Here is a 24,794-nt window from a genome sequence, read left to right as displayed (position 1 = left end):
TGTAGTTGCGTATCTTACGCCGCACTCTGCCAAGTCGTCGGCACGCCGATTATGGTTTGGCGACACCTCGACGATGCTCCGATGATGCCTCGGACTCTGCGGTGACGCCACATCGTGTCGAATATGCCGTTCGGACGGTGTGCCACAGTGCTCGGCGGCGATCTGGCGCATCGCCGACACACAGTTGTGTGAGTGAATCCTCACACAGTGCGTGTGGTGGGCGGGCGAACCGGCTGATTGCGCTCTCTCGGACGCCGGTTTGTGAGTGAATCCTCACACAACGGTATGTTCCTGGTGGCAGATGGGCCGCGGCAGCCGCTCCGGTGCCCGGTTTGTGAGCCAATCCTCGCATCATCGGCTGGCGCAACCCGGTGGACGGCCCGTTACGCCTGCTCGGCCGCAAGCGTATGAGACCAGTCGACCACCGCTTCGATATTGTTGCCGTCCGGGTCAAGAACGAACGCCGCATAATACCCCGGGTGGTACGCGCGAGGTCCGGGAGCGCCGTTGTCTCTTCCCCCGGCGGCGAGCGCCGCATCATAGAACGCTTTGACGGTCTGCTCGCTGTCTGCCCGGAACGCGATATGCGTAGGTGCGGGGGTCGTGCCGGGCTGCGCAGGGGAGATGTAGAAATCGCTGTGCGCAGTGCCGTCGTCGACCCCGAAGCCGATGGTCGGCTCGTGGTGGGCTTTGGGAATATATCCCAAAGGCGCGAGCGCTTTCGTGTAAAACTCGATGGAACGGCTGGCATTGTTGACATGCAGCGTCATATGGTCAATCATGATTCCCACTATAGGCGGATTGGCTGGGGCCAGGATCGCGTCAGAAGGGCCGTCCGCCTGTGCGTGCGATGGAGACGGATGCGAGCGTCGTCGGACGTGCGTGCGGCAGAAGGCGATGGAAACCTTGGAAAATCCGCGCAATACTGTGCGGCGTGTGGTTGGTGGGCGGATGTGTGTACAATATCATCTGTTGCCCGGGTAGCTCAGTGGATAGAGCACCGCTCTCCTAAAGCGGGTGTCGCGCGTTCGAATCGCGTTCCGGGCACAATCCCTTTCGGCAGACAGGTTCCTCCGCTCGCCATGGTGTGGCGAGTTTGCCGCCATACGCCCGCCGTGTGTGTCGCGTCGGCATTTCACATCTTGACCATTCGTGTCCGGCCGCCCTCGAACCGCCTAATATGCGCAGTACGCCTGATGTGTAGGCGAAAAGGGGTAAACGAACATATGGAAAAAGTGAAACAAGCCGCCTCCTGGCTCACGAAATGGTTCACCTTGATTGTCATCGTGTGGGCTGCAATCAATTACTTTGTGCCTGCGATTAGTGTGTGGGCGAAAGGGTACACGGGTTACCTGCTGGGGATCGTTCTGTTCGGCATGGGTTTGACCTTGTCGGTCGATGATTTCGCACGGATCATCAAGCAACCGTTGATGGTGATCGTCGGTACGGTCGCCCACTACGTGATTATGCCGTTGATTGCCGTCTTGCTGTGCTGGATTTTCCATCTTGATGGCGCTATCGCCGTGGGTGTGATTCTGGTGGGCTGCTGCCCGTCCGGTACGTCGTCGAATGTGATGAGCTTCCTGTCGCGTGGCGATGTCGCGCTTGACGTGTCGATCGGCCTGCTGTCCACGCTGCTTGCGCCGTTCATGATTCCGCTGCTGATGCAGCTGCTCGCTTCCCGCTATGTGGCGATTCCGTGGCAGTCGCTGTTCCTCAGCGCGTTGACCATTGTGCTTGTGCCGGTTGCGCTTGGTGTCACGTGCCATATGATTTTCAAGGAGAAGATCGAAAAGGTCACGCCTGTGCTGCCGATCATCTCGCAAGTCGCGATTCTCCTGATCATCGGCGTGGTCGTGTCCGCGAACGCGTCCAAGCTGTTCAGCTCCGAAACGCTGCTTGCGATTCCTGTTGTGATTCTGCACAATCTGTGCGGTTACGCGCTTGGCTTCGGTTTCTCGAAACTCATGTACAAGGTGTATCCGAAAGGCTTCCGCTATGCGCAGCAGAAGGCCATCACCTTCGAGGTGGGCATGCAGGATTCCGGCCTTGGCGCCACGCTTGCGTTGACGTCGTTCGCGGCGACGCCGGTCACTGCTATTCCGTCCACGTTCTTCAGCGTGTGGCACAACATTTCCGGTTCGGTGCTCTCCGCTTGGTGGCGTCGTCATGATGACAAGTACGGTATTCCGCGTGATTCCGTCGATGGCAAGCCGACCAAGCAGCCGGTCGCAACGGCCGCTGCTCCTGTTGTTTCTGCGACTGACTGATTGCTCTGATTGATACCGTCGCATTGAAGCCCCGCCCGCGCCTAGTGCGGACGGGGCTTCAACGTATGGGCGGCGGTGCCTGTTCACGCGCAATCGCTGTTTCGTGGCCGATGGAGTGACCGGCAATGTCGTCGGCCCGCAAGCGGCCGTCTCAGTGCGCGCTACCGCATGGTGACCGTGAACGCGATACGCCCTTGCTGCCATGATGCGCTGATGTCGCCGTGCATGCGCCGGGTCAGTTCGCGCGCCATCGCCAAGCCGATGCCGAAGCCTTCCTTGCTGGAATTATGCGATTCGTCAGCCCGGTAGAAGCGTTCGAAGAACCTCGTGTAATCGACATGCTCGCCTGCGGCGTAATCGTTGGCGACAACCAGTTGGACGCGTCGCCCTTGCCGGTGCAACGCGATGGTGACCACCCCATCGTCATCGCAATATTTTGAAGCGTTATCCAGCAGGATATTGACGATTTCCAACAGGGCTTTCGGCTCGGCTTGTGCGTGGATATCCGGCTCGATGTCACCCAACAGGTGTTTGCCCCGCCGCTCAATCACTGGTTGGTATGAGTCGGCAGCGTCCTTCGCGATCGAGGAGCAGTCCACGTCGCTCAGCGTGAAGCGTTCATCCTCGCTGGCTTTCGTCAGCTGGACCAATGCGGAAATCAGCTCGTTCAGCCGTCGCGACTGGTTGAGAATGCTTTCGGTCCATTCGTTTTCACCGTTGACGGCTTCGAGCACCTCCACATCTGCCGAAATGATGGCGACCGGGGTTTTCAGCTCGTGCGAGGCGTTGGTGATGAAACGTTTCTGATTCTCCATTGTGCGGACGGTCGGTTCGATTGCCCGTCTTGACAGCAGGGAGATCGCCGCGAGAAACACCAGCAGGGCGAGCGTACCGATGCCGATGGATAGCCACAGCAGCCGGACCTGCCAGGAGAATTCTTCCGTGTAGTCCAGGATGGTCAGCCGGTATCCGGTGCCGGACGCGGACAGCCGGGCGGCGTACTGCGCTGAGCCGACACGCATATGCACGGTCTGCCCGGTGCGCATCTGCGGATTGTGCGTCCGAAATGAGGCGGCCAGGGCCTGGATATCGTCGCTGGTCGGCGTAGTGACGCTGTGGGTGTCCCAATCGCTGACCGTATATGCGGCGTCGAGCGTGATGATGTAATAGTTGCGGGCGTCAGGGGAGACGACGGGCAGGATTTTGCTGGACAGCAGGCTATGTCCGGTGGTCTGTCGTCCTTCGATCCGCGCCAGCGACTCGTTCAAACCGATGCCGACCACGCTCGCCATCGCACCGTTGATGATGCCGATGATGGTAATCAGCACAATCAGAAGGGCGATGGTGGCGCTGAACATGAACTGTCTGCGCAGTTTGCCGATCATGGACGTTCGCCTTTCGGCATGGCACCAGTGCTATCGGCGTCGTTGCGGTCTTGCGCGGATTCGACGAGCTGATAGCTGCCGCCGCGTTCACCGGCGATCGAAACGCCGGATGCGATGGAACGCAACTTTTCGCGCAGATAGGATACGTACACGTAGACGAGCGTCGTATCGGCATCGGGTTCGTCGTCCCAGACTTTGGAGAGCAGCCGTTCGGTGCTGATCGGTTTGCCGGGATTGAGCATGAGACAAGCCAAGAGTTTGGTTTCGCGCCCGGATAGGTGCATGGTGTTTTCGCAGCTGATCTCCTGATTGCCGATATTGAGCCGTAACCCTGCATAATCCAGCACGGATGGCGTGTAAGAGGTGCTTCTGCGGGCTTGTGAGCGGATGCGGGCGAGCAGCTCTTTCATGGCGAAGGGTTTAGTCAGATAGTCGTCCGCCCCGGCGTCCAGCCCGGTGATCCTATCGTCGATTTCAGCCTTGGCGGTGAGCATGATGATTGGCGTGGTGTCGCCGGCGGAGCGGATGCGTTTCAATGCTTCGATACCATCCACGCGGGGCATCATCACGTCGAGCACGATCACGTCATAATCCCCGCGTTCGGCCATGTCGGTCGCTTCCTGCCCGTCGTGGGCGATGTCGGCTTCGATATGGCTGATGGCGAGGATGGTCTGCTCGGCGCGAGCCAGTTCTTGTTCGTCTTCGGCGATCAGGACTTTCATTGTGGCTCCTTGTGGGATCGTTTGGGATGTCGTGTCATGCCGGGTTCGCCGTGCCGCGCGGCTGTCAGCGGTCCTCGTTCATCAGATTGCGGATTGTCTGCATTGTCAGGTCGCATGATGCAAGCTCGTCGGCGCAACGTTTGAGTTCCTGCGTCACGATCACAGCATTCGCGTGCCCGATGTCTTTCTTGTACCGCACTTGGTGTTCGAGGGCGGCCCATGAGTCCATGGCGATGGTGCGCAGCTGGATTTCTGCCGGATAGTGGCCGGGTGTGCGACCGGCGGCGTCGATGAACGGTGTAGTGATGTCGAGGATCATATGGTAGCTGCGATACCCGTTGGGCTTGGGGTGGCGCACGTAATCTTTTTCCTCGATGACGCTGAAACCGGGCTGGGAGCGCAAATGGTCGGCAAGCGCATACATGTCATCGACGAAACGGCAGACAATGCGGCATCCGATGGCATCATGGATATCGACGAGGGCGGAGTGCGGCGTGGGTGGCAGCCCTTTGCGCTCGCATTTTTCGCGCATGCTCGCTTCGCTTTTGATGCGGTGGTTGAAGTGTTCGTAGGCTCCTTCGCCGGTGGTGCTGCGCTGCTCTGCGTCGAATGTTTCGATCCGTTCGACGATAAGATCCATGACTTGCGACAGTTGCTGCGAGAACGGTCCGTAAATGCTGGTGCCGTGGGCTTGTGGTGCTGCGGCAGGGGTTGCGTCACTGGCCATTTCCGCCTCCTTGGCGCACGGGGTTTGTCGTTTCTGCTCATGCGTGCTTCTGACGCTAAACAAGGATGCTGAGAATTTTCTCGAGATGTGCTGATGTGTTCGGCACAGCGCGGGCGGCGGTCTGCTTGGCGGTGATCATGCGTTATCAATCCAATCTATAGCCGGTGTGCGGAAAACGTCGGTTTCGCACGCGTGACATGCACCCGTCCGCTGGTACGATGGCATGTGGCGTTCCCGCCCGAGTCGCACAGGTCAAGGAACGCCCGAGTTCCGAGACAATACTGTGTGCGACCATGAGGGACAGGAGAATCCCATGGGCAACTCTGCTCGCAATCAGGTCGATTCGACCATATCAACATATCCATCTTCCCAAGGCAACGGCACCGTGCTTTCCGTGCGCCCGGTCACGTTGCGCTGGACCACTGCCGATATTGCTGTCGGTGCCGCACTCGGCGTCGCATGCGGGCTGGTGTTCTGGGGATTCAATTTCGCGTATCAGGCAATCTCGCCGGTGTTGGGCGCGCTGCTGCCGGGCATCGCGAGCGTGCTGCATGCATTCTGGTATTTTTCCGGCCCTCTTGCATTGCTGATTATCCGCAAACCTGGCGCTGCCGTCTATGTGAATCTGGTGGGTGCGGTCGCCGAGATGGTGTTCGGCAATAATTTCGCGTTTACCTTTGTATTCATTTCCGCTGCGCTGCAAGGCGTGTTCGCGGAGATTCCGTTCGCGTTGGCGCGGTATCGCAAGTACAATCTGCCGTTGAGCATCGCTTCTGGATTGTGTGTGGCGCTTGAATACGGCTTCTATCTGCTGTTCTTCAGGTATCAGGGTGTCGCGTTGCTGAGCCCGCGTGGCATCACGCATCTGATCAGCGAGGTTGTGGGCGGCGTGGTCTTCGCCGGCATCATGAGCTGGTTCCTGTATCTTGCCATCGCCCGTACGGGTGCGCTGGACCGTTTTGCTTCCGGTCGCGCGGTTCGCGGTCTTGCAGACTGATGTGTCCGCTGTTGGGGCGACCGGCTGATTCAGCGATTGGCGGATCTTTCTGAATCCTTGCTGTTCCTGCGTTGTCAGGAGTTGGCAATCCCGTAAGGCGTCCGGATCTGTTTCTCGGAACTCCGGATGCGGGCGCGTGCGGTCAGGGGATTTGCTATATTGGAAAAGTTGGTTTGCTCCAACGTGGGGCCTTAGCTCAGTCGGTTAGAGCATCGGACTCATAATCCGCCGGTCCACGGTTCAAGCCCGTGAGGCCCCACTACTGTTCTCTTGTATCAATCTGCCGGTTCGCGGCGTCGCATACGCTGTGGGCTCACCAGCGTGTCGTCCGCGACCGCGCGTACAATACTGACGGTTCCGGTTCACGCCCGCCATAGGGGCTGGCGACCCGGGTCACCTGAATTCCATAGGAGACACACCATGAAGCAGGGTATTCATCCCGATTATCACGCCGTGCAGGTCACCTGCTCGTGCGGCAACACGTTTGTCACCCGTTCCACCGCCCCTGGCGATCATATGACGGTTGACGTGTGCTCGAATTGCCACCCGTTCTACACCGGCAAGCAGAAGATTCTGGATACCGGCGGCCGCGTGGCTCGCTTCGAGAAGCGTTACGGCAAGCGCAGCAAGTAAGGCTTCTATCAACGCCAGTCTTCGGACTGGCGTTGTTGTTTTTCTGACGCGTTCATGGCGATGATGGTTTGCCCGGTATCCGCATGCCGCTAGCGATCTGGCCGCGGTGCGACGGTTGGGTTGCACTGTTCTGAGGTATTGGCAGCTTTGGGCCGGTCCTGGGGTGGTATCGGCTTGTGGTGCGATGGTTGGGCCGCATGCCGCCCCGATTTGACGTCCGCCGCTCGTCTTGTCCCCGAGCCGCGCGCGAATACGGACCTTGGCTAAGCGTGCCTATATGATGGTGAAGTTGAGCAAGATGAAGCGCAATCGCTGACATACGCCTGGTCGTCGCCGCGGCGCCTATGGCACAGAGCCGGGCCGGGGACTGCCGGGAATGCAGCACATCGGGTATACAAACGCGCGAACACGTGCAATGGTAACGAGGAATGGTATATGGCACAGGATCCACAGGATCAGTTCCCTGCGGCGCAGACCGCAGTGGAGGAGTATCACGATATCGAACGGCAGATGGCACAGCCCGAAGTCGCGTCCGACCCCGACAAAATCCGCAAGCTGGGCCGCCGTCATGCTGAACTCGGCACCATCGTCACCGCGTACAACACATACCGTCAGATGTTCGACGATCTTGAGGCGGCCAAGGAAATGGCATCCGAGGACGAGGATTTCGCCGCTGAAGCCAAGCGTCTGGAAGCTGAACTGCCGAAAGCCGAAGAAGCGCTGCGCACAGCGCTGATTCCTCGCGACCCGGATGATGCCCGTGACGTGATCATGGAAATCAAAGCCGGCACCGGTGGCGAGGAGGCGGCGCTGTTCGCCGGCGATTTGCTGCGCATGTACCTCAGGTATGCCGAGAAACGCGGATGGACCACCACCATTCAAAGCGAAAACACTACGGAACTCGGCGGTGTCAAAGACGTCCAGCTTGCCATCCGCGCGAAAGGCACCCCTGCCCCCGAGGACGGCGTGTGGGCGAGCCTGAAATACGAGGGCGGCGTGCATCGCGTGCAGCGCATCCCCGTCACCGAATCCCAGGGACGCATCCAGACGTCCGCCGCCGGTGTCATCGTGTTCCCCGAAGCCGACGACGATGACGACGAGATCGAAATCGACCCGAAAGACTTGAAGATCGATATCTTCATGAGCTCCGGCCCGGGCGGGCAATCGGTGAACACCACGTATTCCGCGGTTCGTATGACCCATATCCCGACGGGTATCGTCGTGAGCATGCAGGACGAAAAATCGCAGATCCAGAACCGTCAAGCCGCCCTGCGCGTCCTCAAATCCCGCTTGCTGGCCATGAAGCACGAGCAGGAGGCCGCCGAGGCCGCGGATATGCGTCATTCCCAGGTCCGTTCGCTGGACCGTTCCGAACGCATCCGCACCTACAACTTCCCAGAGAACCGCATTGTCGACCATCGCACGAACTACAAGGCGTACAACCTTGACCAGGTGCTCGATGGCGATTTGCAAGCGGTGATCGACAGTGACATCGCGGCAGATGAGGCAGCGCGTCTCGAACAGCAGAAGCAGCAGGGCGTGAACGCCGACTGATTGCTATACCGGAATGCGGATGCAGATCCGCACGCCGGTGGATTCCGCGCGTCGCCGCTTGCCGTGTGGCGGCATCATGCAGCACCGCACTGTGCGAGTCGAATCGAAACACGTCTCAAGGAACACAGTCCAACGGGTGGAACGAGTGAAAGGAAGCATGCGCATGGGCATCGATACGCTGAAGGATCTGCTCGCCGAGGCGACGGATCGTCTGTGGAAGGCGGGTATCGAAACCGCCAGATACGACGCCCGGTTGCTGTTCGCCGAAGCGTGTGGCGTTCGCCCGCGTGACATCGATAAAGCGTTGCTGATGGGGGACGGCTTCGACGTCGATGACACTGCGCTCGCGGTGTTCCGTTCGATGATGGACCGTCGTGCCGCGCGCGAGCCGTTGCAATATATCGTGGGTCATGTCCCGTTCCGGTATCTCGATGTGAAGGTCGGCCCGGGCGTGTTCATTCCTCGTCAGGAGACCGAGGTCGTAGTGCAGGCCGGTATCGATTGGCTGACGCGTGAAGGGCTGTACGCCCCGAAGGTCGTGGATTTATGCGCGGGCAGCGGCGCAATCGGCTTGTCGATCGTCACTGAAGTGCGTGGCGCCGAAGTGTGGGCTGTGGAGAAGTATCCGCAGACACTCGAGTGGACGAAACGCAATGCCAAGCGTGTCGCTGACAGTGATCCCGCAGCCGGGTACAACTATCATCTTCAAGCCGGCGATGCTACGGATACCACCACGCTCGCGGCGCTGGACGGTTCGGTCGATCTTGTGGTCACCAATCCGCCGTATGTACCGATGTCCCAACCGCCGACCCAACCTGAGGTGCGTGATTTCGACCCTCAGGCCGCGCTGTATGGCGGTTCCGCTGACGGCACGCTGATTCCGGAACGGATCGTCCGCCGCTCCGCCGCATTGCTGCGCGAAGGCGGCGTGCTGGTGCTTGAGCATGACATCTCCCAGGCCGATCGGATGCTCGCGTACGCGTTGTCTAATGGTTTCTCGCAGGCGCGCACCGGTCTGGATTACACGTCGCGGCCGCGGTATCTGTTCGCAATCAAGTGATTGCGCTGCACGCGTTGCGTCCGCCTGCACACGGCACGTCGGGGCGCGATGGTGCAATAGTGGTGGAATAATCGGAGGTTTTATGGGCGAGGTATGCACAGTCGATGACCGGTCCATCGCACGGGCGGCGCGGATTATCAAGGATGGCGGGGTTATTGTCATCCCTACGGACACCGTGTACGGTATCGCCTGCGATCCGTTCAACCAGCAGGCTATCGACCGGATTTACGAGCTCAAACAGCGCCCGCGGTACAAAGCGTTGCAGGTGATTATGGCGGACGCCGACGAAGTGGAGGATTTGGGCTTGTACCTTCCCGCTCCGTTGAATCGTCTTGCCGCCGCGTTTCTTCCGGGTGCGTTTTCCCCGATCGCCGTGGCCGAGGAGGATTGCCGGTTGAAGACGATTCGCCGTGAGTCTGACGGGCATGCGACCCAGGCGATTCGCGTGCCGAATTCCGCGTTGTCGTTGCGCATTCTGCGCTCGACCGGCCCGGTGGCGGCATCCAGTGCGAACCGTTCCGGCGATGAAAGCGCCCAAACCGTTGAGGAAGCGGTCGCCGCGTTCGGCGATCAGGTCGATTTGTATCTTGATGGCGGGCCGACCCAAGGCCATGTGGCCAGTACGGTGGTCGCCGCCGACCCGACGGAACGCGACGGCATCAACGTCCTGCGCGAGGGTGTCATTCATCAGGCGGCGATTCGTGAAGCCCTGCATGTCAACGGCGGGGGATTGGGCGCATGAGGGTCTACCTGTTCATCGCCGCGGTGGCTGGTGGCGCTACGTGGCTGATCACCCCGTTGATCCGGCATGTCGCCATTCATATCGGCGCGGTCGGCAGGGTGCGTGCGCGTGACGTGCATACGATTCCGACCCCGCGTATGGGCGGTTTGGGTATGCTGATCGGGTTTGTGGTCGCCATGCTGTTCGCCAGCCGCATCCCGTTCATCTCAGGCTTGTTCACGGCGAATCATCAGGCTTGGGTGGTGATGATCGGCGCGATCATGATCTGCCTGCTCGGCATGGCAGACGACCTGTGGGATCTTGACTGGATGCTCAAACTGGCCGGGCAACTGCTGATATCCGTATTCGTGGCGTGGGGTGGTCTGCAGATCATCTCATTGCCGCTCGGCTCGTTGGTCACCGCATCGCCGACACTGTCGATGGCGATCACCGCCTTCCTGATTGTCGCATCCATCAACGCGGTGAATTTCGTGGACGGTTTGGACGGTCTCGCCGCCGGGATCGTCGCCATCGGCGGCATCGCATTCGGCTTGTATTCGTATATTCTCGCCCGGTCGTCGCCAAGCTACGCATCGATGGCCACGCTGATTGATGTCGCACTGGTCGGGGTGTGCATCGGCTTCCTGCTGCATAACTGGCATCCGGCGAAACTGTTCATGGGCGATTCCGGATCCATGCTGCTGGGCTATCTGATTACGTGCGCGTCGATTGTGATGACCGGGCATTTGGATCCCGCCTCGTTGCATACGAGCGTGTATGTCCCGGTGTTCATGCCGATTCTGCTGCCGATTCTTGTGCTGTTCCTGCCGGTGCTGGACATGTGCTTGGCCATCGTGCGCCGGTTGAGCAAAGGCCAATCGCCGATGCATCCCGATCGTATGCACTTGCACCACCGGATGCTGCGCATCGGCCATTCCGTCCAAGGGGCGGTGCTGATCCTGTGGGGTTGGGCGGCGCTCATCGCTTTCGGGTCGGTCACCATCCTGTTCTTCGACTTGAAATACGTGGTGGTCGGCTTCCTGATCGCCGCAGCCGTGCTGACGGTGCTCACCATGCTGCCGTACCTGCGCAGGAGGATTCCGGAGATTTTGGAGGAGGACGCTGCGTATTCCAAGCATCATGCCGCACAACACGTATGCCCGCCGCCGATGGGGGATGCCGACGCGTCCAAGAAGCAGCCCGACGGCCATGCTGCGCAACGGGATGCAGACGATGCAGACCTCCCCACGCCGGAGGAATCCGATCGTGCGACAACGACCGGAATGACAAAGAACTGACCGGTCTGACACGCGGCGAGGCGGACGAGTGCAATCGCCTCGCGCATCCACGGGTTGACGTTGCGGTGCCGTTCGCGTGTCGCAAGTCAGGTCACGACCGTATAGTGGTTTTATGGCTTCAAATTTTGACACGCAAGCGCAAGCATATACTCCAGTTCCTCCGATTTTCGCCAAGCTCGGCCTCGCGTATGACGATGTGCTGCTGCTGCCGAACGAGACGGATGTGATTCCGTCTGAAGTTGACACCACCACCCACCTCACTCGCGAAATCACCATGAAGACCCCGGCGATTTCCGCGGCCATGGATACCGTCACCGAATCCGACATGGCCATCGCCATGGCACGTAACGGTGGCATCGGCGTGCTGCACCGCAACCTGTCGATTGACGATCAGGCCGCTCAGGTCGATATCGTCAAGCGCAGCGAATCCGGTATGATCACCGATCCGCTGACGGTGAACCCCGAAGTCTCCCTCGCCGACCTGGACAAGCTGTGCGGCAAATTCCACATCTCCGGCCTGCCGGTCGTCGACAAGGACAACAAGCTCGTCGGCATCATCACCAACCGCGATATGCGGTTCATTCCGTCCGAGGATTATGATCGCCTCGAAGTCAAGGACGTGATGACCAAGGACCATCTGATTACCGGTCCGTCCGACATTTCCAAGGAAGACGCTCACCGCCTGCTCGCCAAGTACAAGGTCGAGAAGCTGCCGCTGGTAGACAATGAAGGCCATTTGACCGGTCTGATTACCGTCAAGGATTTCGTGAAGACCGAACAGTACCCGGACGCTACGAAGGACGATCAGGGTCGTCTTCGTGTGGCCGCCGGCATCGGCTTCTTCGGTGACGCCTGGCAGCGTGCCTCCGCGTTGATGGAGGCCGGCGTCGACGCGCTCGTGGTGGACACCGCCAACGGCGAAGCCCGTCTGGCACTCGACATGATTCGTCGCCTCAAGGCCGACAAGGCGTTCAACGGCGTGCAGATCATCGGCGGCAACATCGCCACCCGCGAAGGCGCCCAGGCCATGATTGACGCCGGCGCGGACGCGGTCAAGGTCGGTGTCGGCCCGGGCTCCATCTGCACCACCCGCGTGGTCGCCGGTGTCGGCGTCCCGCAGCTGACGGCTGTCTATGAGGCCGCCCAGGCGTGCAAGGCCGCGGGTGTCCCGTGCATCGCCGACGGTGGCATCCACTATTCCGGCGATATCGCCAAGGCGCTGGTCGCCGGTGCAAGCACCGTCATGCTTGGCGGCGTGCTCGCAGGCTGCGAGGAAGCTCCGGGCGAGAAGGTCCTGCTGCATGGCAAGCAGTACAAGCTGTATCGCGGCATGGGCTCGCTGGGCGCAATGGCCCCGCGCGGCAAGAAGTCCTACTCCAAGGACCGCTACTTCCAGGCCGATGTCACCAGCAACGACAAGGTCGTGCCGGAAGGCGTCGAAGGCGAAGTCCCGTACCGCGGACCGCTCAACGCCGTGCTCTACCAGCTTATCGGCGGCCTGCACCAGTCGATGTTCTACGTCGGCGCGCACAACATCAAGGAACTGCAGGAGCGTGGCCGCTTCATCCGCATCACCGACGCTGGCTTGCGTGAATCCCATCCGCACGACATCGTTATGACCGCGGAAGCGCCGAACTACTCCGGCTTCCACAACAACTGATGTCCTGACAGCCCCGCGGGCGTGATTCCGCGGATTGCTGCCGGATTGCAAGGCGGCCGCCCTGTTGCCAGTGCATCAGAGCGGCCGCCTTCTTGGTACTACCGACGAAAGAGACGAACGAAAGAGACCTGCGAAAGACGTCCGCCCGCCCCACGGATAGGCTGCACACGTCGTCGTCATGATTGAGAGAAGAAGGGTATGGTCACCAAAGACTTCTGGGTATTGCTCGCCATGGTGTTGTATTTCATCGCCATGCTGTCCATCGGATTCGCCTATTCGAAACGTTCGAACTCCTCGGCGAAACAGTATTTCGCCGGCGGTCGCGGTGTCGGCCCGTGGTTGACGGCCCTGAGCGCCGAAGCCTCCGACATGAGCGGCTGGCTGCTCATGGGTCTGCCCGGTCTGGCCTACTTCACCGGCGCTGCCGACGCCATGTGGACGGCGATCGGCTTGGCAATCGGCACATATCTCAACTGGCGGCTGGTGGCCCGGCGTCTGCGGCGATATTCGGTAGTTGCGGGCGACGCCATCACCGTGCCGGATTTCTTCTCCAAGCGCTTCCATGACAAGAAGAACGTCATCTCCACCATCGCAGCGCTGATTATCCTTATCTTCTTCTGCGTGTACGTGGGCAGCTGCTTCGTGACGGTCGGCAAGCTGTTCTCCACCCTGTTCGGCTGGGATTACCATCTGACGATGGTCGTCGGCGCGGCTGTCGTGTTCGCCTACACGCTGATCGGCGGCTACCTGTCCGTGGTTGTCACCGACTTCATCCAGGGCATGCTCATGTTCTTCGCGCTCGCCGTCGTGTTCATCGGCTCGATCGTCTCGGTCGGTGGCGTGGATAACACCGTGACCTTCCTGCGCGGCATCCCGGGCTTCCTCGACGGCACGCATCTGGCCACCCCGGTGCTCAACTCCATGGGCGAACAAATCGTGCGCGACGGCAAGGCGGTCTTCGGCGCGCCCACCGATTACGGCATCATCACTATCATCTCCATGCTCGCTTGGGGGCTGGGCTACTTCGGCATGCCGCAGGTGCTGGTGCGCTTCCTGTCGATCCGTAGCTCCGAGGAGATCCGCAAATCTAGGATCATCGCCACCACCTGGTGCGTGATTTCACTGGCATGCGGCGTGTGCATCGGTCTCGCGGGACGCGCGATGATGCCCACCCAGTTCGGCACCCAGGCCGCCGCCGAGAACATCTTCATCGTCATCGCACAGGCGCTGCTGCCGAGTTTCCTGTGCGGCATTGTGGTGTCCGGTATTTTCGCCGCATCCATGAGCTCCTCCTCGTCTTATCTCATCATCGGCGCAAGTGCGGTGGGTGAGAACATCTATCGCGGTGTCATCAACCGCAAGGCGACGGACAAGCAGGTGATGATGGTGGCGCGCACCACGCTGCTGGTCATGTTCCTGTTCGGTATTTTCGTCGCGTTCGACCAGAATTCATCGATTTTCCAAGTCGTCTCGTACGCATGGGCGGGACTCGGCGCTTCCTTCGGCCCGCTGATGCTGCTGTCGTTGTACTGGCGTCGCACCAACAAGTACGGTGCCATCGCCGGTATGCTCGGCGGCACGGCGACGGTACTCATCTGGCATAATCTCATCAAACCGCTCGGCGGCGTCTTCGCCATCTATGAGCTGCTGCCCGCGTTCATCATCTCCCTGCTGCTCATCGTCATCGTCTCCCTGCTCACGCCGGCACCGGAGGATGCGGTGCTCTACGAGTTCGACCATTATCTCGACGACCCAGCCGATCGCAAGGTCGATGATGATCTGGTGGCCGCTGAAATCCAGGCGGCTGAAGAGCGTTCCAATATCTGATGCCACCGGTATCTCCTGCCCCTGCGGTAACCTGAGAGGTCCTGTCCGCAGGGGCATGGTGTATTGCCGCGGCTGGGACGTGACCGCAACAGGCAAAGAAAGAGGCACGCAATGGTAGATGCACACGACGCGGAAACCTATACCGCACAAGGTTCACGCATGATTTGGATTGACTGCGAGATGACCGGACTGGATATTTTCCATGACGAACTGTGCGAGGTATCCGTCGTCCCCACCGATTTCGATCTCAATGTGCTTGACGAAGGCGTGGATTATGTCATCAAGCCGTCCGACGCCGCCGTCGCGCACATGAATGATTTCGTGCGCGCCATGCACACCCGTTCCGGCCTGATCAACGAATGGGAGCATGGCCTGAGCCTCGAAGAAGCCGAACGCAAGGTGACCGAGTATGTCGCACGGTTCACACCGGACGGAGTCAAGCCGCTGCTTGCCGGCAATTCCGTCGGTTCCGACAAGAAATTCCTCGACCGGTACATGCCCGCCCTCATGGAGCATCTGCATTACCGGGTCATTGACGTGAGCACCATCAAGGAACTCGCCCGCCGCTGGTACCCGGACGTCTACCGCAATCGCCCGGCGAAGAACGGCGGCCATCGCGCGCTCGCCGACATCATCGAATCCATCGACGAGCTGCGCTATTACCGCGATATGCTGTTCGTCCCGACCCCCGGCCCGGATGCCGAAGCGGCGCAGGCGGGTGCTCGCCATATCGAAGCAACCAGTCTGCTGCGTACCTACGAGAAGAACGGCAACGCTCTCGAGTAACGAGCGAGCAACAGTGGCGAGGAATCCTGCCCGGCAGCCATCGGACACGTTGCCGGCATGCATCGGCCGCACTGCAATCTGCCATACCACAAGGTGAAAGGACCAAGCATGAGCGCGACGCGATGGACCGCATCCACGCCACTTCCCGCTGATATCGCAATGGTGGTCGCCGATATGGACGGCACGCTGCTTGACGGCGACAGTCGCATTCCCGCGGGATTCTGGCCGCTGCTGGAGCGGATGCAACAGGCAGGCATCGAGTTCGTGCCGGCGAGCGGGCGACAGATTTTCACGTTGCGCGACATGTTCGGCGACGCCATGCCGTCCGGCTCGTTCATCGCCGAGAACGGCAATCTCGTCGTCGCCCAAGGTCGCACGGTCGGCGTGACCGCGTTGTCTGCGGATGCGGTGGCGCGGATGATCGATATCCTTGCGCTCGCCGACTTGCCTCAAGGCCATGATGTCGGCATGGTGGTGTGCGGGGAACATAGCGCGTATATCAACCGCCGGGACACTCCGTTCGTTGACGAGTGCCGGAAGTATTACCATCGTCTTGCGTTTCTCGACGATCTGCACGAGGCGGTGACCGGTGAGCGCGCTGACCGGGTTCTGAAAGTGGCGGTATTCGATTTCGGTGATGTCCGGGTTCCCGCGGAGGGCTTGTTCTCGCCGCTGCGCAGGCAGTATCAGGTGGTGGTATCCGGCGCGCATTGGGTGGACATCATGGACGCGAATACCGACAAGCGTCGAGGGGTGCTCACCTTGCAACAGCAGCTGGGCATTACGCCCGCGCAGACTATGGTGTTCGGCGATTATCTCAACGATCTGCAGATGCTCAGCGCAGGGCAGTGGTCGTTCGCCATGGCCAACGCGTACCCGGATGTATTGGACCAGGCGCGTTTCATCGCTCCGGCGAACACCGATCACGGCGTGTTGCGCGTCATCGAGGCCATGCTGAACGCCCGAGAGCACCCAGGGAATAAGGGGACGTCCTATGCTGCAGACTGACGCGCTGAGGATTCTTGATGCAGGCGCGAGTGTATTCCTTACTGGCGCCCCGGGTGCCGGTAAAACGTATGTGCTCAACGCATTCGTCAAGCAGGCACGGGCGCGTGGGGCGTCCGTTGCCGTCACCGCATCCACGGGAATCGCGGCGACGCATCTTGACGGGCAGACCATCCATTCGTGGAGCGGTGTCGGCGTGGCCGAAGCGATGACCGACAGCCTGCTGAAACAGATCAAGACCCGGCGTGGCAAACGGATTCGTGCCACCGACATCCTTGTCATCGACGAGATCTCCATGATGCACGCTTGGCTGTTTGACATGGTCGATCAGGCCTGTCGTGCGGTCCGGCGCAATCCGGAACCGTTCGGCGGGCTCCAAGTGGTCATGTCCGGCGATCTGTTCCAGCTGCCTCCGGTTTCACATGCTCGACGCGACCGCGAACTTATCGTTCCGCCGCCCCAGATAGTCGCGATGCGTGAACGATATGAGCGTGCTGGGCGCAATCCTGAAGGGTTCGTCACCGAATCGCTGGTGTGGCCCGAGCTCAATCCTGTCGTATGCTATCTGACCGAACAGCACCGTCAGGATACCGGCCAGCTGCTCGATGTCCTGACCGACATCCGGCATGGCGCCGTCACCGATGCCGACCGTTCGGCACTTGGCACCCGCATCGGGGTCGAACCGTCTGACGATGACGTCGCCGTCTACCTGTTCCCCAACAACCGGCAGACCGACGAGCTGAACAATCGCCGTCTCGCGCAGATCGACAGCCGTGAGCACGTCTTTGAAGCCGAGGCGTCCGGCCCTGTACAGTTGGTGAAGCGCCTGAAAAGCACGATGCTCGCCCCTGAACTGCTGACGCTGAAGGTCGGGGCGGCGGTTATGGCGTTGCGCAATGACACCAATCAGCAATATGTCAACGGATCGCTTGGCACAGTAGTGGATTTCGTGACCAATCGTGACGGAAACACATACCCGATGGTTCATTTTGACAACGGGCATATCGTGATCATGCAGCCTGCGGCCTGGGAGATGATGGATGGTGAGACGGTGCTCGCTTCGGTCAAGCAGATTCCATTGCGTTGTGCGTGGGCGATTACGATTCATAAGTCTCAGGGAATGACCCTCGATCGGGCCCGTATGGATTTGCGCCGGACGTTCGCGCCCGGCATGGGGTATGTGGCGTTGTCCCGTGTCGAATCGATGGAGGGGCTGTATCTTGACGGCATCAATGACCGGGCGTTTCTGGTCTCGCCGCAAGCGGTCAGCCTTGATGGCGTGCTGAGAGACCGTTCGCAGATGGCAGAGCATGAGCTTGCCGAGCATGGCGACGAGTCGTTCAAAAACCGGAAACAGCAGTCGGATGAGGATGAATTCATGCAGAGCGGGTTGTTCTGATCAGGCGATACCCGCATGGCGATACCCGCGTGACCGCGATTCTCGGGCTACACTGGTGGTATCGGATGCGTCCGGCTCATAGGAGAGCAGAACGCCATCGCAAGGAGGTTCGCCATGAAGAAATCGACTGTGGTATCCGTCATCGGCTTGTTGATCATGTTCGTCGCGTTCGTGCTGTTCCAGACGTGGCCGCTTGTGCTGTTCGGCACGCTGAAACTCACGGATGTGCTCACCTTGGTCGGCGGCCTCATGTTCATCATTCCGGTATATCTTGATTCCGTGAAACGCAAGAGCGCCGACAACGCCCCGAATCCGGCGGTGTGGTCGACCCTGCCGCCGATCGGCATGGCCGTGGTTTGCGTCGGCATCCTACTGCCGAACAGTTTGACGTTCTTCCATCTGTTCTCACTGCCTGACGTGTTCTATCTGGTCGGCTGCCTGATGATGCTGCCGATTTTCCTGTATCCGATGTCCGGGCTGGAGCGTGCGGAACTCGAAGAGACCGTCGAGGAGGAGGTTGACGAAACAACAAGCGCGCCTGCGGGCGGCAAGAAGCATTAATAACAAACACATGGCCCTCTGCCTCGCTGGCATTGCGCTCAGCGTCGGCAGAGGGCCATGTTGGTGTGGGGGAGGGGTCACCAGATGGTGTTGAGTGTGTTCACCTTGCACGCGGTGACGTTGCCTTGGGCCTCGAGCTTCATCCGCACCTGCGGCTCACCGGCCTGGAACAGCATGGTTCCCGCTGCCTCGCCGTCATTGAGGAACACTTCGGCGACCTGATGGTCGAAGAACACCTCGATGTGGCGCACGTCGCGCATGCCGCTGTCATAGGTGTTCTTGTCGAAATCACCTTGCCCGCTCGTCGCCAGACGGGTCACTCCGTCACGACGCACCAAGCGCAGGCTTTCCGGCGTACCGCCGTTGGTGTTGCGGTTCTCGGCGATCGTCAGCGTGAAGTCGGCGTCGTCATTCAGCGTGATATCCGCGTAATACGAGTCGTTCGGGCATGTCGCGGACCACTGCTTGACATTCGATGTGGCGCTGGTGGAGGCGTCGATCTGGATCGGGGCGCCGACCAGCTGATCGTACACTTCCTTGATCGGCTTGCCGATCAGACGGTCGTTGACGACGTGAAGTTCGCGCGGCAGCGACATGATGCCGTTGGCGCGGCATGGCCCCTCCCGACGGACGCCGGCATGGTCGACGATCCATGCGATGACGATACGGCGGTCGTGGTCATCGCGGAAGCTTTGCGTCGCATAGTATCCGAGACCGAAGTCGATCCAATCGCTGGACGTTACGGTCAGACGCGGTGCCTTCCCGTCATCGTTGAGATCGCCCACATACCAACGAACCGGCTGGAAACCGCCCTCTGCGGTGCGGTAGTGCATCAGCGCTCCGCAGGCGACTGTGCGGTTGTCAAGCGCGAACATATCAGGGCACTCGTAGGTGCGGGAGACCTGATGACCGAAATCAGCGAGGACCGGCCCCTCATACTGCCACACAGAGTTGCGGTGCAGCGGCAGGGCGGTGGAAAACAGCGTCATGACAGGCACGGTCGCCTGGTTTTCCTGCGCTTCACCCGGCTTGCCCATCGGGTAGGTGGCGAACCAGCCGGCGGTGGATGCGCGGCTGATGCCGGCATCGGCATGCTGGTCGAATTCGTCGACCGGCTGGTTGGTGGCGGTCACAATCCATGCGCGTCCGTTGTGCGTTGCGTTCAGCGGCAGGTTGGTTTCGATTTTCGGATCGCGGAAATCCAGTCCGGTCGTTGGCGTCGGCCGGGTGATCCATGGTGTTTCCACTTCGAAGTGGATGCCGTCATGGCTCAGGCAGGTTGTCTGGTATTCTTCGACGGAATGCTCATCGCCACGGGTTTCGGTGTGGCGTGTGAGCGCGAAGCGGATGGCATCGGCGTCTTCACCCTTGCACGGATAGCCGTCGTTGTTCACGGTGATGGCGGAGCCGGAGAACGCGCCGCCGGTCAGGGTATGGTCGGTGGCGAATTCAGGCTGAGGTTCCAACACAATCGGCAGATGCGTCCAATGCACCAGGTCGCGGCTCACCGCATGGCCCCAATGCATGCAGTCCCAGCCCCATCCGTAGGGGTTGAATTGGAAGAACAGGTGGTAGCGTCCCCTGAACTCACACAGACCGTTCGGGTCGTTCATCCAGCGCGCAATCGGCTCGAAGTGCGATCCTGTGCGTTCCGGCTGGCGGTAGATGGCTGCCGTGGTGGGCAGCGTATCCCATTGTGCGAAATCCGGATCGAGATTGACGTATTGAATGCCCTTGTCGAGGTCATTGTCGCTTTCGCTCAGATAGCCGAAACGGCACACCGCCTGATTGATGCTGATGTCCAGGTCGGTGCCGGTGGGCACGTCGAACTGGAAGTGGTGACGGTTTTCGTTCTTCGGCATGACCTCGTGCGCGATGGTGGCTCCATCGCTGGGGCGAGTCAAGCTGATTGATGCCGGCTCGCCCGTGCGTTCGACAAACAGGTCGAGACGGGTGTAGTCGCCGGTCGCGATATGCGCGCTGGTGGTGTTGGTAGTGGGAAGCATGGTGCTCCTTTGCAATGGTGGTTGTTGGTTGAAAAATGGTTGGTTGCCGCGGGCACGGCAGGTTCTGGGCAGATGCCGCGACATGCGTGTGCACACATCGGCAGCAGGCTTATGCCGCACGCCTGGTTTGCCGGGCACAGCGCCGGTCAGGGCTCTGGTGTGCCGTTACTCGTTCCCATGAGGTGCGTGTTGGACGGAGTCCCGCTCGATGATTGAACCATGCACTGTCGTGAATGTATCGTCGGTGTCGAAAGATGAGCGAAACATCTGGTCGGGCTTGATGTCCGGCTTATCGCGCTGTTCAATCATCGCCACGAGCTGAAGGACCGCTTCGAAGCCCATCTCGTAATGCGGCAACTCGATGGTGGTCAGTCCTGGGCGCAACGCGTCGGTGATATTCGGCAGATTGTCGACGCTGACGATGGAGATGTCTTTGCCGATCGTCATGCCCAATGTATTCGCCGCGGCGTAAATGGATGAAGCTCGAACGTCATTGAAGCAGAACACGCCGTCAGGCGCGGCGTCTTTCAGCAAGTCGACGGCTCGTTGGTCGGCGTTCAGGTGTTCCGTTGCCCCGACAATCAGCTGCGGATCCTCGTGTATGCCGGCATCGTGCAACGCCCTGCGATACCCGGCCAAGCGCTGCAGTTGGGCGATGATTCCTGATTCTGAGCCGAAATACGCGATCCTTCGGCAACCCGCCTTGATGAGCCGGTTGGTTGCGTCATAGCCGATGCCGAATTCATCGGGGAAAATCGACGGCAGGTCATGCTTCGCATCCTCGGCGTCGACCACAACCGTGGGCACGGAACGCAGAGCCGGGGGAACGTCCACAACCCGGTGGTACATGAACGCGTACAGGAAACCGTCGGCGTGGTAGCGCTTGAGGGTCGCGATTTCCTGCCGTTCCAGCGACTTGTCGTTGTTCGTGTTCATCGAGATGAGAATGTAGCCCAGTTTGCGGGCGGCTTCCTGCGCTCCGAGCATGATGCGCACTGCGGAAGGCGTGGTGATGATCTCGTCGGTGACGAAGCCCAAGGTGTGTGACTTGTTGGTTTTCAGCGTCCGCGCGAGCATATTCGGCTCATAGTGGAGCGCGGCCGCGGTTTCACGGATATGCTGGGCGGTGGTGTCGCTGACGCGGTTCTTGTACTTGCCGTTGAGCACCAGGGAGACTGCGCAGACGGAGACACCTGCCTGTTTGGCGATATCTTTGAGAGATACCATCAGCGCTCCTTACTTGTCTGCGGTGCCGGTCGTCTGCAAGCGCAGGCGGGGCTTCGCGTCTTCGGTTGGCCTGACCATGCCCGGTACTTTGCCGAACTTGCCGACTGCCATGATGACGAAGAACACCGGCAATGCTACTCCGAATGCCGGGACGAGCCCTGGCCATGTCATCCATGCGCATACGGTGAGGATGACCAGCGCAGTCAGGGACAGGCTGCACAGCGGACGCGCGATGACCATCTGGAGGGTCATGCGGGCGATCCACCAACCGGATTCGTTGAAGTTGGCTCTCATCGCCCATGACAGGCTGCAGAACAGGCCATAGAGCACCATGCCGATCAGCAGGATGCCTGCACTGGCGTATCCGAGTGTTCCGGCGTCATGGAAGTTCACCACCCAGTAGTCGAAGATCAGCAGCAGCCACAGCAGCGCTTGAGGCCAGCCGAACCGGTTCGCGCCGGCAAGCTCGTCCTTCCACGCGCGGTGGAAGACGGTCCAGGTTTGGCGGATGCTCCAGCTGTGGTCTTCGTCGAGCCACCATGTGCGGTATGTCGTATAGGTTGCCGAAATCGAGGGAAACAGGCCGATGACGACCACGCCCATCAGGGTGTGGACGAGGAACGCCACGTGGGTGACCGCAATCATGAGTACGACGCGGCAGAAGCGTTCGTATCCTACGGCGAATGAACGTAACATGACTCTCCTTCAAGTCAAGTCGTGTGCGGGTGACGGTGGAACCGTCGCACCCGCGGTGCGAGAAATCGCCGGGATGCCGCAAAGGGGATAACGGCATCCCGGCAAGTGTGTTGCGGGCTCAGCCCTTGACCGCTCCGAGCATGACGCCCTTGTTGAAGTACTTCTGCAGGAACGGGTAGATGACCATAAGCGGCAGCGTCGAGACGATGATGATGCCGAACTTGATCTGGTCGGCGGCTTGTTGCTGGGCTGCGGCATCGACGTTGGTCGCGGTGCCTTGCGCAACGAGCAGCAGCTGCTGAAGTACGACTTGCAATGGCTGCTTCTCGTCGTCGGTGATGAAGATCAAGCCTGTCATGAAGTCGTTCCAATGGCCGACGAAGTAGTACAGGCCGATGACGGCGAGAATCGCGGAGCTCAGCGGGATCACAATCCTGAAGAAGTAGCCGAGGTAGCTTTCGCCATCCAGCTGGGCGGCTTCGAACAGTTCTTCAGGAATTGAGGTCTCGAAGAAGGAACGTGCAACGATGACGTTGTACACGCTGACCGCTCCCGGGAGAATGAAGACCCACATGGAGTTGAGCAGGCCGAGCTGCTTGTAGAGCAAGTAGTTCGGAATCAGGCCGCCGGCGATGAACATCGTGACGGTGAACAGGAACAGGATGACGCGACGCGGCTTGAATTCCTTGCGGGACAGTGCGAATGCGCAGGGGATGGTGACCGCGAGGTTCACCGCGGTGCCGACCACCGAGTAGATGATGGTGTTGAGGTAGCCGCGCCAGATGCGGGCGTTCGCGAACACCTTGGCGTATCCGACGAAGGTGATGCCCTTCGGCAGAAGGAGCACGTCGCCGGCGGCGACCTTGTTCGGGTTGGAGAAGGATGCGATGACCACGAACCAGAGCGGGTACAGGACCGCGATCACCGCCAGTGCGATGAGGCCGTAGATGATGATCGAGGTCACCCAGTCACCTGGGGTCAGATGCTGGTGTTGATGCTTGTTCCAGGGGATTTCATCGCCCGAGGTTTTCGGGGCTGGCGTAACTGTTGTTGTCGACATGGTTGGCTCCTAGAAAATGCTGGTTTCAGAGATCTTCTTGGAGATCGCGTTCGCCGTGATCAAGAAGACGAAGTTGACGACCGTATTGAACAGGCCGATTGCGGTGGAGTACGAGAACTGGCTGTTGAGAATACCGATTTTGTAGGTGTAGGTCGAGATGACCTCGGTGGCGGGCAGGTTCAGCGAGTTCTGCATCAGGAAGATCTTGTCGAAGCCGACGTTCAAGACGCTGCCCATGCTCAGGATGAGCAGGATGCCAGCGGTCGGCATGATCGCGGGGATATCAACGGTGCGGATCAGCTGCCAGCGTCCGGCGCCATCGATTTTGGCTGCTTCGTACAGGGATGTGTCCACGCCGGCGAGTGCGGCGAGATAGATGATGGAATTCCATCCGCAATGCTGCCAGACTTCAGAGATCCAGTAGACGGAAGTGATCGCCTTCGGATTGCCCAGCACGCTTTCGGGACCGAGGAAGCGGCCGATGATGCCGCTGCCGGGGGTCAGGAAGATGTTGAGCATCGAGACGATGACCACGACGGAGATGAAGTGCGGCATGTAGGTGACGGTCTGGACGAAGCCTTTGACCTTCGACGAATGAATCTGATTGATGAGCAGTGCGAGGATGATCGGGAAGATGAAGCCCATGACCAGCGTCCACAGGCTGATACGGATGGTGTTGGTCATGATTTCGCCGAACAGCGGGGAGTGGAAGAACTGGTTGAAGTAGTAGAATCCAACCCAATCGCCACCGGTGAGGCCCTTATCCGGGTCGAACTTACGGAAGGCCAGCTGGATGCCCCACATCGGCACGTAGGCGAAGATTGCCACGAAAATCAGTGCGGGGGCGCTCAGCAGCCACAACTCCCAGTAGCGACGGAAATGTTGGGCGATTCGTTTGAAAATATTGGGCTTTGTTGTCGTGCCTGATGCAACGCTGGATGGCTGCCGGCTGTCCTGTGCAGGCGTGGCAGGCGTTGCGCTGAGAGATTGCGTAGCCATGTTAGCTCCAATGGTTGGTTGTTCTATGTGTTCACCTGGCCGGTGAAATGCGCTGGCTATGTCTGGAGCCTGGTATGCGATCATCGGCATGGGAAAAAGAGGAGGGGGTGGAGGGGAGCGACCCCTCCACCGTTCAAGGATTCAAGGGTAAGTCTTGTCGTGGTCTCCGCCCTGGGTGTACGCGCGTTGTGCGGTACACCC

General features: G+C 60.0%; 22 protein-coding genes and 2 tRNA genes. 15 read left to right on the top strand and 9 right to left on the bottom strand.

Features of this window, described 5'->3' with window-relative positions:
• Nucleotides 1-383: 383 nt before the first annotated feature.
• Nucleotides 384-782 carry a VOC family protein gene (locus DSM100238_RS02365; protein WP_152355127.1) on the bottom strand — a complete coding sequence of 133 codons (399 nt, stop codon included), beginning with the start codon at nt 780-782 and terminating at the stop codon, nt 384-386.
• Nucleotides 783-974: 192 nt separating this feature from the next.
• Between DSM100238_RS02365 and DSM100238_RS02360 the strand changes: the two genes are divergently transcribed.
• A tRNA-Arg gene (locus tag DSM100238_RS02360) sits at nt 975-1,047 on the top strand.
• Between the two features lie 179 nt (nt 1,048-1,226).
• Nucleotides 1,227-2,270, top strand: coding sequence for a bile acid:sodium symporter family protein (locus DSM100238_RS02355; protein WP_152355126.1), 1,044 nt, complete (start codon nt 1,227-1,229; stop codon nt 2,268-2,270).
• Nucleotides 2,271-2,431: 161 nt separating this feature from the next.
• Here the strand turns inward: DSM100238_RS02355 and DSM100238_RS02350 are convergent, their stop codons facing one another.
• The 3 genes from DSM100238_RS02350 to DSM100238_RS02340 form a co-directional block, all read right to left on the bottom strand.
• Entirely contained in the window at nt 2,432-3,655 is a 1,224-nt protein-coding gene (locus DSM100238_RS02350) for a sensor histidine kinase (RefSeq protein ID WP_152355125.1), read from the bottom strand.
• The gene (locus tag DSM100238_RS02345; RefSeq protein ID WP_152355124.1) at nt 3,652-4,377 is read right to left on the bottom strand and encodes a response regulator transcription factor; all 726 of its coding nucleotides are present in this window, start codon (nt 4,375-4,377) and stop codon (nt 3,652-3,654) included. Before DSM100238_RS02345 ends, DSM100238_RS02350 begins: the two co-directional genes overlap by 4 nt.
• A gap of 64 nt (nt 4,378-4,441) precedes the next feature.
• Entirely contained in the window at nt 4,442-5,104 is a 663-nt protein-coding gene (locus tag DSM100238_RS02340; RefSeq protein ID WP_152355123.1) for a GTP pyrophosphokinase, read from the bottom strand.
• Nucleotides 5,105-5,417: 313 nt separating this feature from the next.
• Here DSM100238_RS02340 and DSM100238_RS02335 point away from each other — a divergent pair, with 313 nt between their 5' ends.
• From DSM100238_RS02335 to DSM100238_RS02275, 13 genes are all read left to right on the top strand, one after another.
• A complete protein-coding gene (locus DSM100238_RS02335; RefSeq protein ID WP_015450824.1) occupies nt 5,418-6,101 on the top strand; it encodes an ECF transporter S component in 684 nt (227 codons plus the stop codon).
• Between the two features lie 185 nt (nt 6,102-6,286).
• Nucleotides 6,287-6,360: transfer RNA gene (locus tag DSM100238_RS02330), tRNA-Ile, on the top strand.
• Between the two features lie 161 nt (nt 6,361-6,521).
• On the top strand, nt 6,522-6,734 hold the full coding sequence (gene rpmE / locus DSM100238_RS02325; RefSeq protein ID WP_015450823.1) for a 50S ribosomal protein L31: 213 nt from the start codon (nt 6,522-6,524) through the stop codon (nt 6,732-6,734).
• A 435-nt stretch (nt 6,735-7,169) separates the two neighbouring features.
• Nucleotides 7,170-8,288, top strand: coding sequence for a peptide chain release factor 1 (prfA, locus tag DSM100238_RS02320; RefSeq protein WP_152355122.1), 1,119 nt, complete (start codon nt 7,170-7,172; stop codon nt 8,286-8,288).
• A gap of 163 nt (nt 8,289-8,451) precedes the next feature.
• On the top strand, nt 8,452-9,348 hold the full coding sequence (prmC, locus tag DSM100238_RS02315) for a peptide chain release factor N(5)-glutamine methyltransferase (protein WP_240812296.1): 897 nt from the start codon (nt 8,452-8,454) through the stop codon (nt 9,346-9,348).
• A gap of 82 nt (nt 9,349-9,430) precedes the next feature.
• A complete protein-coding gene (locus DSM100238_RS02310; RefSeq protein ID WP_152355121.1) occupies nt 9,431-10,090 on the top strand; it encodes an L-threonylcarbamoyladenylate synthase in 660 nt (219 codons plus the stop codon).
• Nucleotides 10,087-11,367: an MraY family glycosyltransferase gene (locus DSM100238_RS02305; RefSeq protein ID WP_240812295.1), complete on the top strand. Its 1,281-nt coding sequence runs from the start codon at nt 10,087-10,089 to the stop codon at nt 11,365-11,367. Before DSM100238_RS02310 ends, DSM100238_RS02305 begins: the two co-directional genes overlap by 4 nt.
• Nucleotides 11,368-11,479: 112 nt before the next feature.
• Complete coding sequence (guaB, locus tag DSM100238_RS02300) at nt 11,480-13,027, top strand: IMP dehydrogenase (RefSeq protein WP_152355120.1); 1,548 nt, start codon at nt 11,480-11,482, stop codon at nt 13,025-13,027.
• Nucleotides 13,028-13,225: 198 nt separating this feature from the next.
• Nucleotides 13,226-14,854 carry a sodium/proline symporter gene (locus tag DSM100238_RS02295; protein ID WP_152355119.1) on the top strand — a complete coding sequence of 543 codons (1,629 nt, stop codon included), beginning with the start codon at nt 13,226-13,228 and terminating at the stop codon, nt 14,852-14,854.
• Nucleotides 14,855-14,965: 111 nt separating this feature from the next.
• The gene (orn, locus tag DSM100238_RS02290; RefSeq protein ID WP_152355118.1) at nt 14,966-15,640 is read left to right on the top strand and encodes an oligoribonuclease; all 675 of its coding nucleotides are present in this window, start codon (nt 14,966-14,968) and stop codon (nt 15,638-15,640) included.
• Between the two features lie 108 nt (nt 15,641-15,748).
• Nucleotides 15,749-16,648, top strand: coding sequence for a Cof-type HAD-IIB family hydrolase (locus DSM100238_RS02285; RefSeq protein ID WP_152355117.1), 900 nt, complete (start codon nt 15,749-15,751; stop codon nt 16,646-16,648).
• A complete protein-coding gene (locus DSM100238_RS02280) occupies nt 16,635-18,044 on the top strand; it encodes a PIF1 family DEAD/DEAH box helicase (protein WP_152355116.1) in 1,410 nt (469 codons plus the stop codon). The genes DSM100238_RS02285 and DSM100238_RS02280 overlap by 14 nt, the downstream gene beginning before the upstream one ends.
• Before the next feature lie 114 nt (nt 18,045-18,158).
• Nucleotides 18,159-18,605, top strand: coding sequence for a permease (locus tag DSM100238_RS02275; RefSeq protein ID WP_152355115.1), 447 nt, complete (start codon nt 18,159-18,161; stop codon nt 18,603-18,605).
• Nucleotides 18,606-18,682: 77 nt separating this feature from the next.
• On the opposite strand, the gene DSM100238_RS02270 is transcribed toward DSM100238_RS02275, so the two are convergent.
• The 5 genes from DSM100238_RS02270 to DSM100238_RS02250 all read right to left on the bottom strand — a co-directional run bounded on the left by DSM100238_RS02270 (nt 18,683) and on the right by DSM100238_RS02250 (nt 24,593).
• Complete coding sequence (locus DSM100238_RS02270) at nt 18,683-20,611, bottom strand: GH32 C-terminal domain-containing protein (RefSeq protein ID WP_152355114.1); 1,929 nt, start codon at nt 20,609-20,611, stop codon at nt 18,683-18,685.
• Between the two features lie 165 nt (nt 20,612-20,776).
• Nucleotides 20,777-21,838, bottom strand: coding sequence for a LacI family DNA-binding transcriptional regulator (locus tag DSM100238_RS02265; protein ID WP_152355113.1), 1,062 nt, complete (start codon nt 21,836-21,838; stop codon nt 20,777-20,779).
• A 9-nt stretch (nt 21,839-21,847) separates the two neighbouring features.
• Nucleotides 21,848-22,534, bottom strand: coding sequence for a YesL family protein (locus DSM100238_RS02260; RefSeq protein ID WP_152355112.1), 687 nt, complete (start codon nt 22,532-22,534; stop codon nt 21,848-21,850).
• Between the two features lie 118 nt (nt 22,535-22,652).
• Nucleotides 22,653-23,594 (bottom strand): carbohydrate ABC transporter permease, encoded by a 942-nt coding sequence (locus DSM100238_RS02255; RefSeq protein ID WP_152355111.1) that lies wholly within the window; start codon nt 23,592-23,594, stop codon nt 22,653-22,655.
• A gap of 9 nt (nt 23,595-23,603) precedes the next feature.
• The gene (locus DSM100238_RS02250; RefSeq protein WP_152355110.1) at nt 23,604-24,593 is read right to left on the bottom strand and encodes an ABC transporter permease; all 990 of its coding nucleotides are present in this window, start codon (nt 24,591-24,593) and stop codon (nt 23,604-23,606) included.
• Nucleotides 24,594-24,794 lie beyond the last annotated feature (201 nt).

It is taken from the genome of Bifidobacterium apri (assembly GCF_009299485.1).
In the GTDB taxonomy this organism is placed as follows: domain Bacteria; phylum Actinomycetota; class Actinomycetes; order Actinomycetales; family Bifidobacteriaceae; genus Bifidobacterium; species Bifidobacterium apri.
The sequence above is the reverse complement of the archived record's forward strand: the minus strand, read 5'-3'. Positions and strand labels throughout refer to the sequence as shown.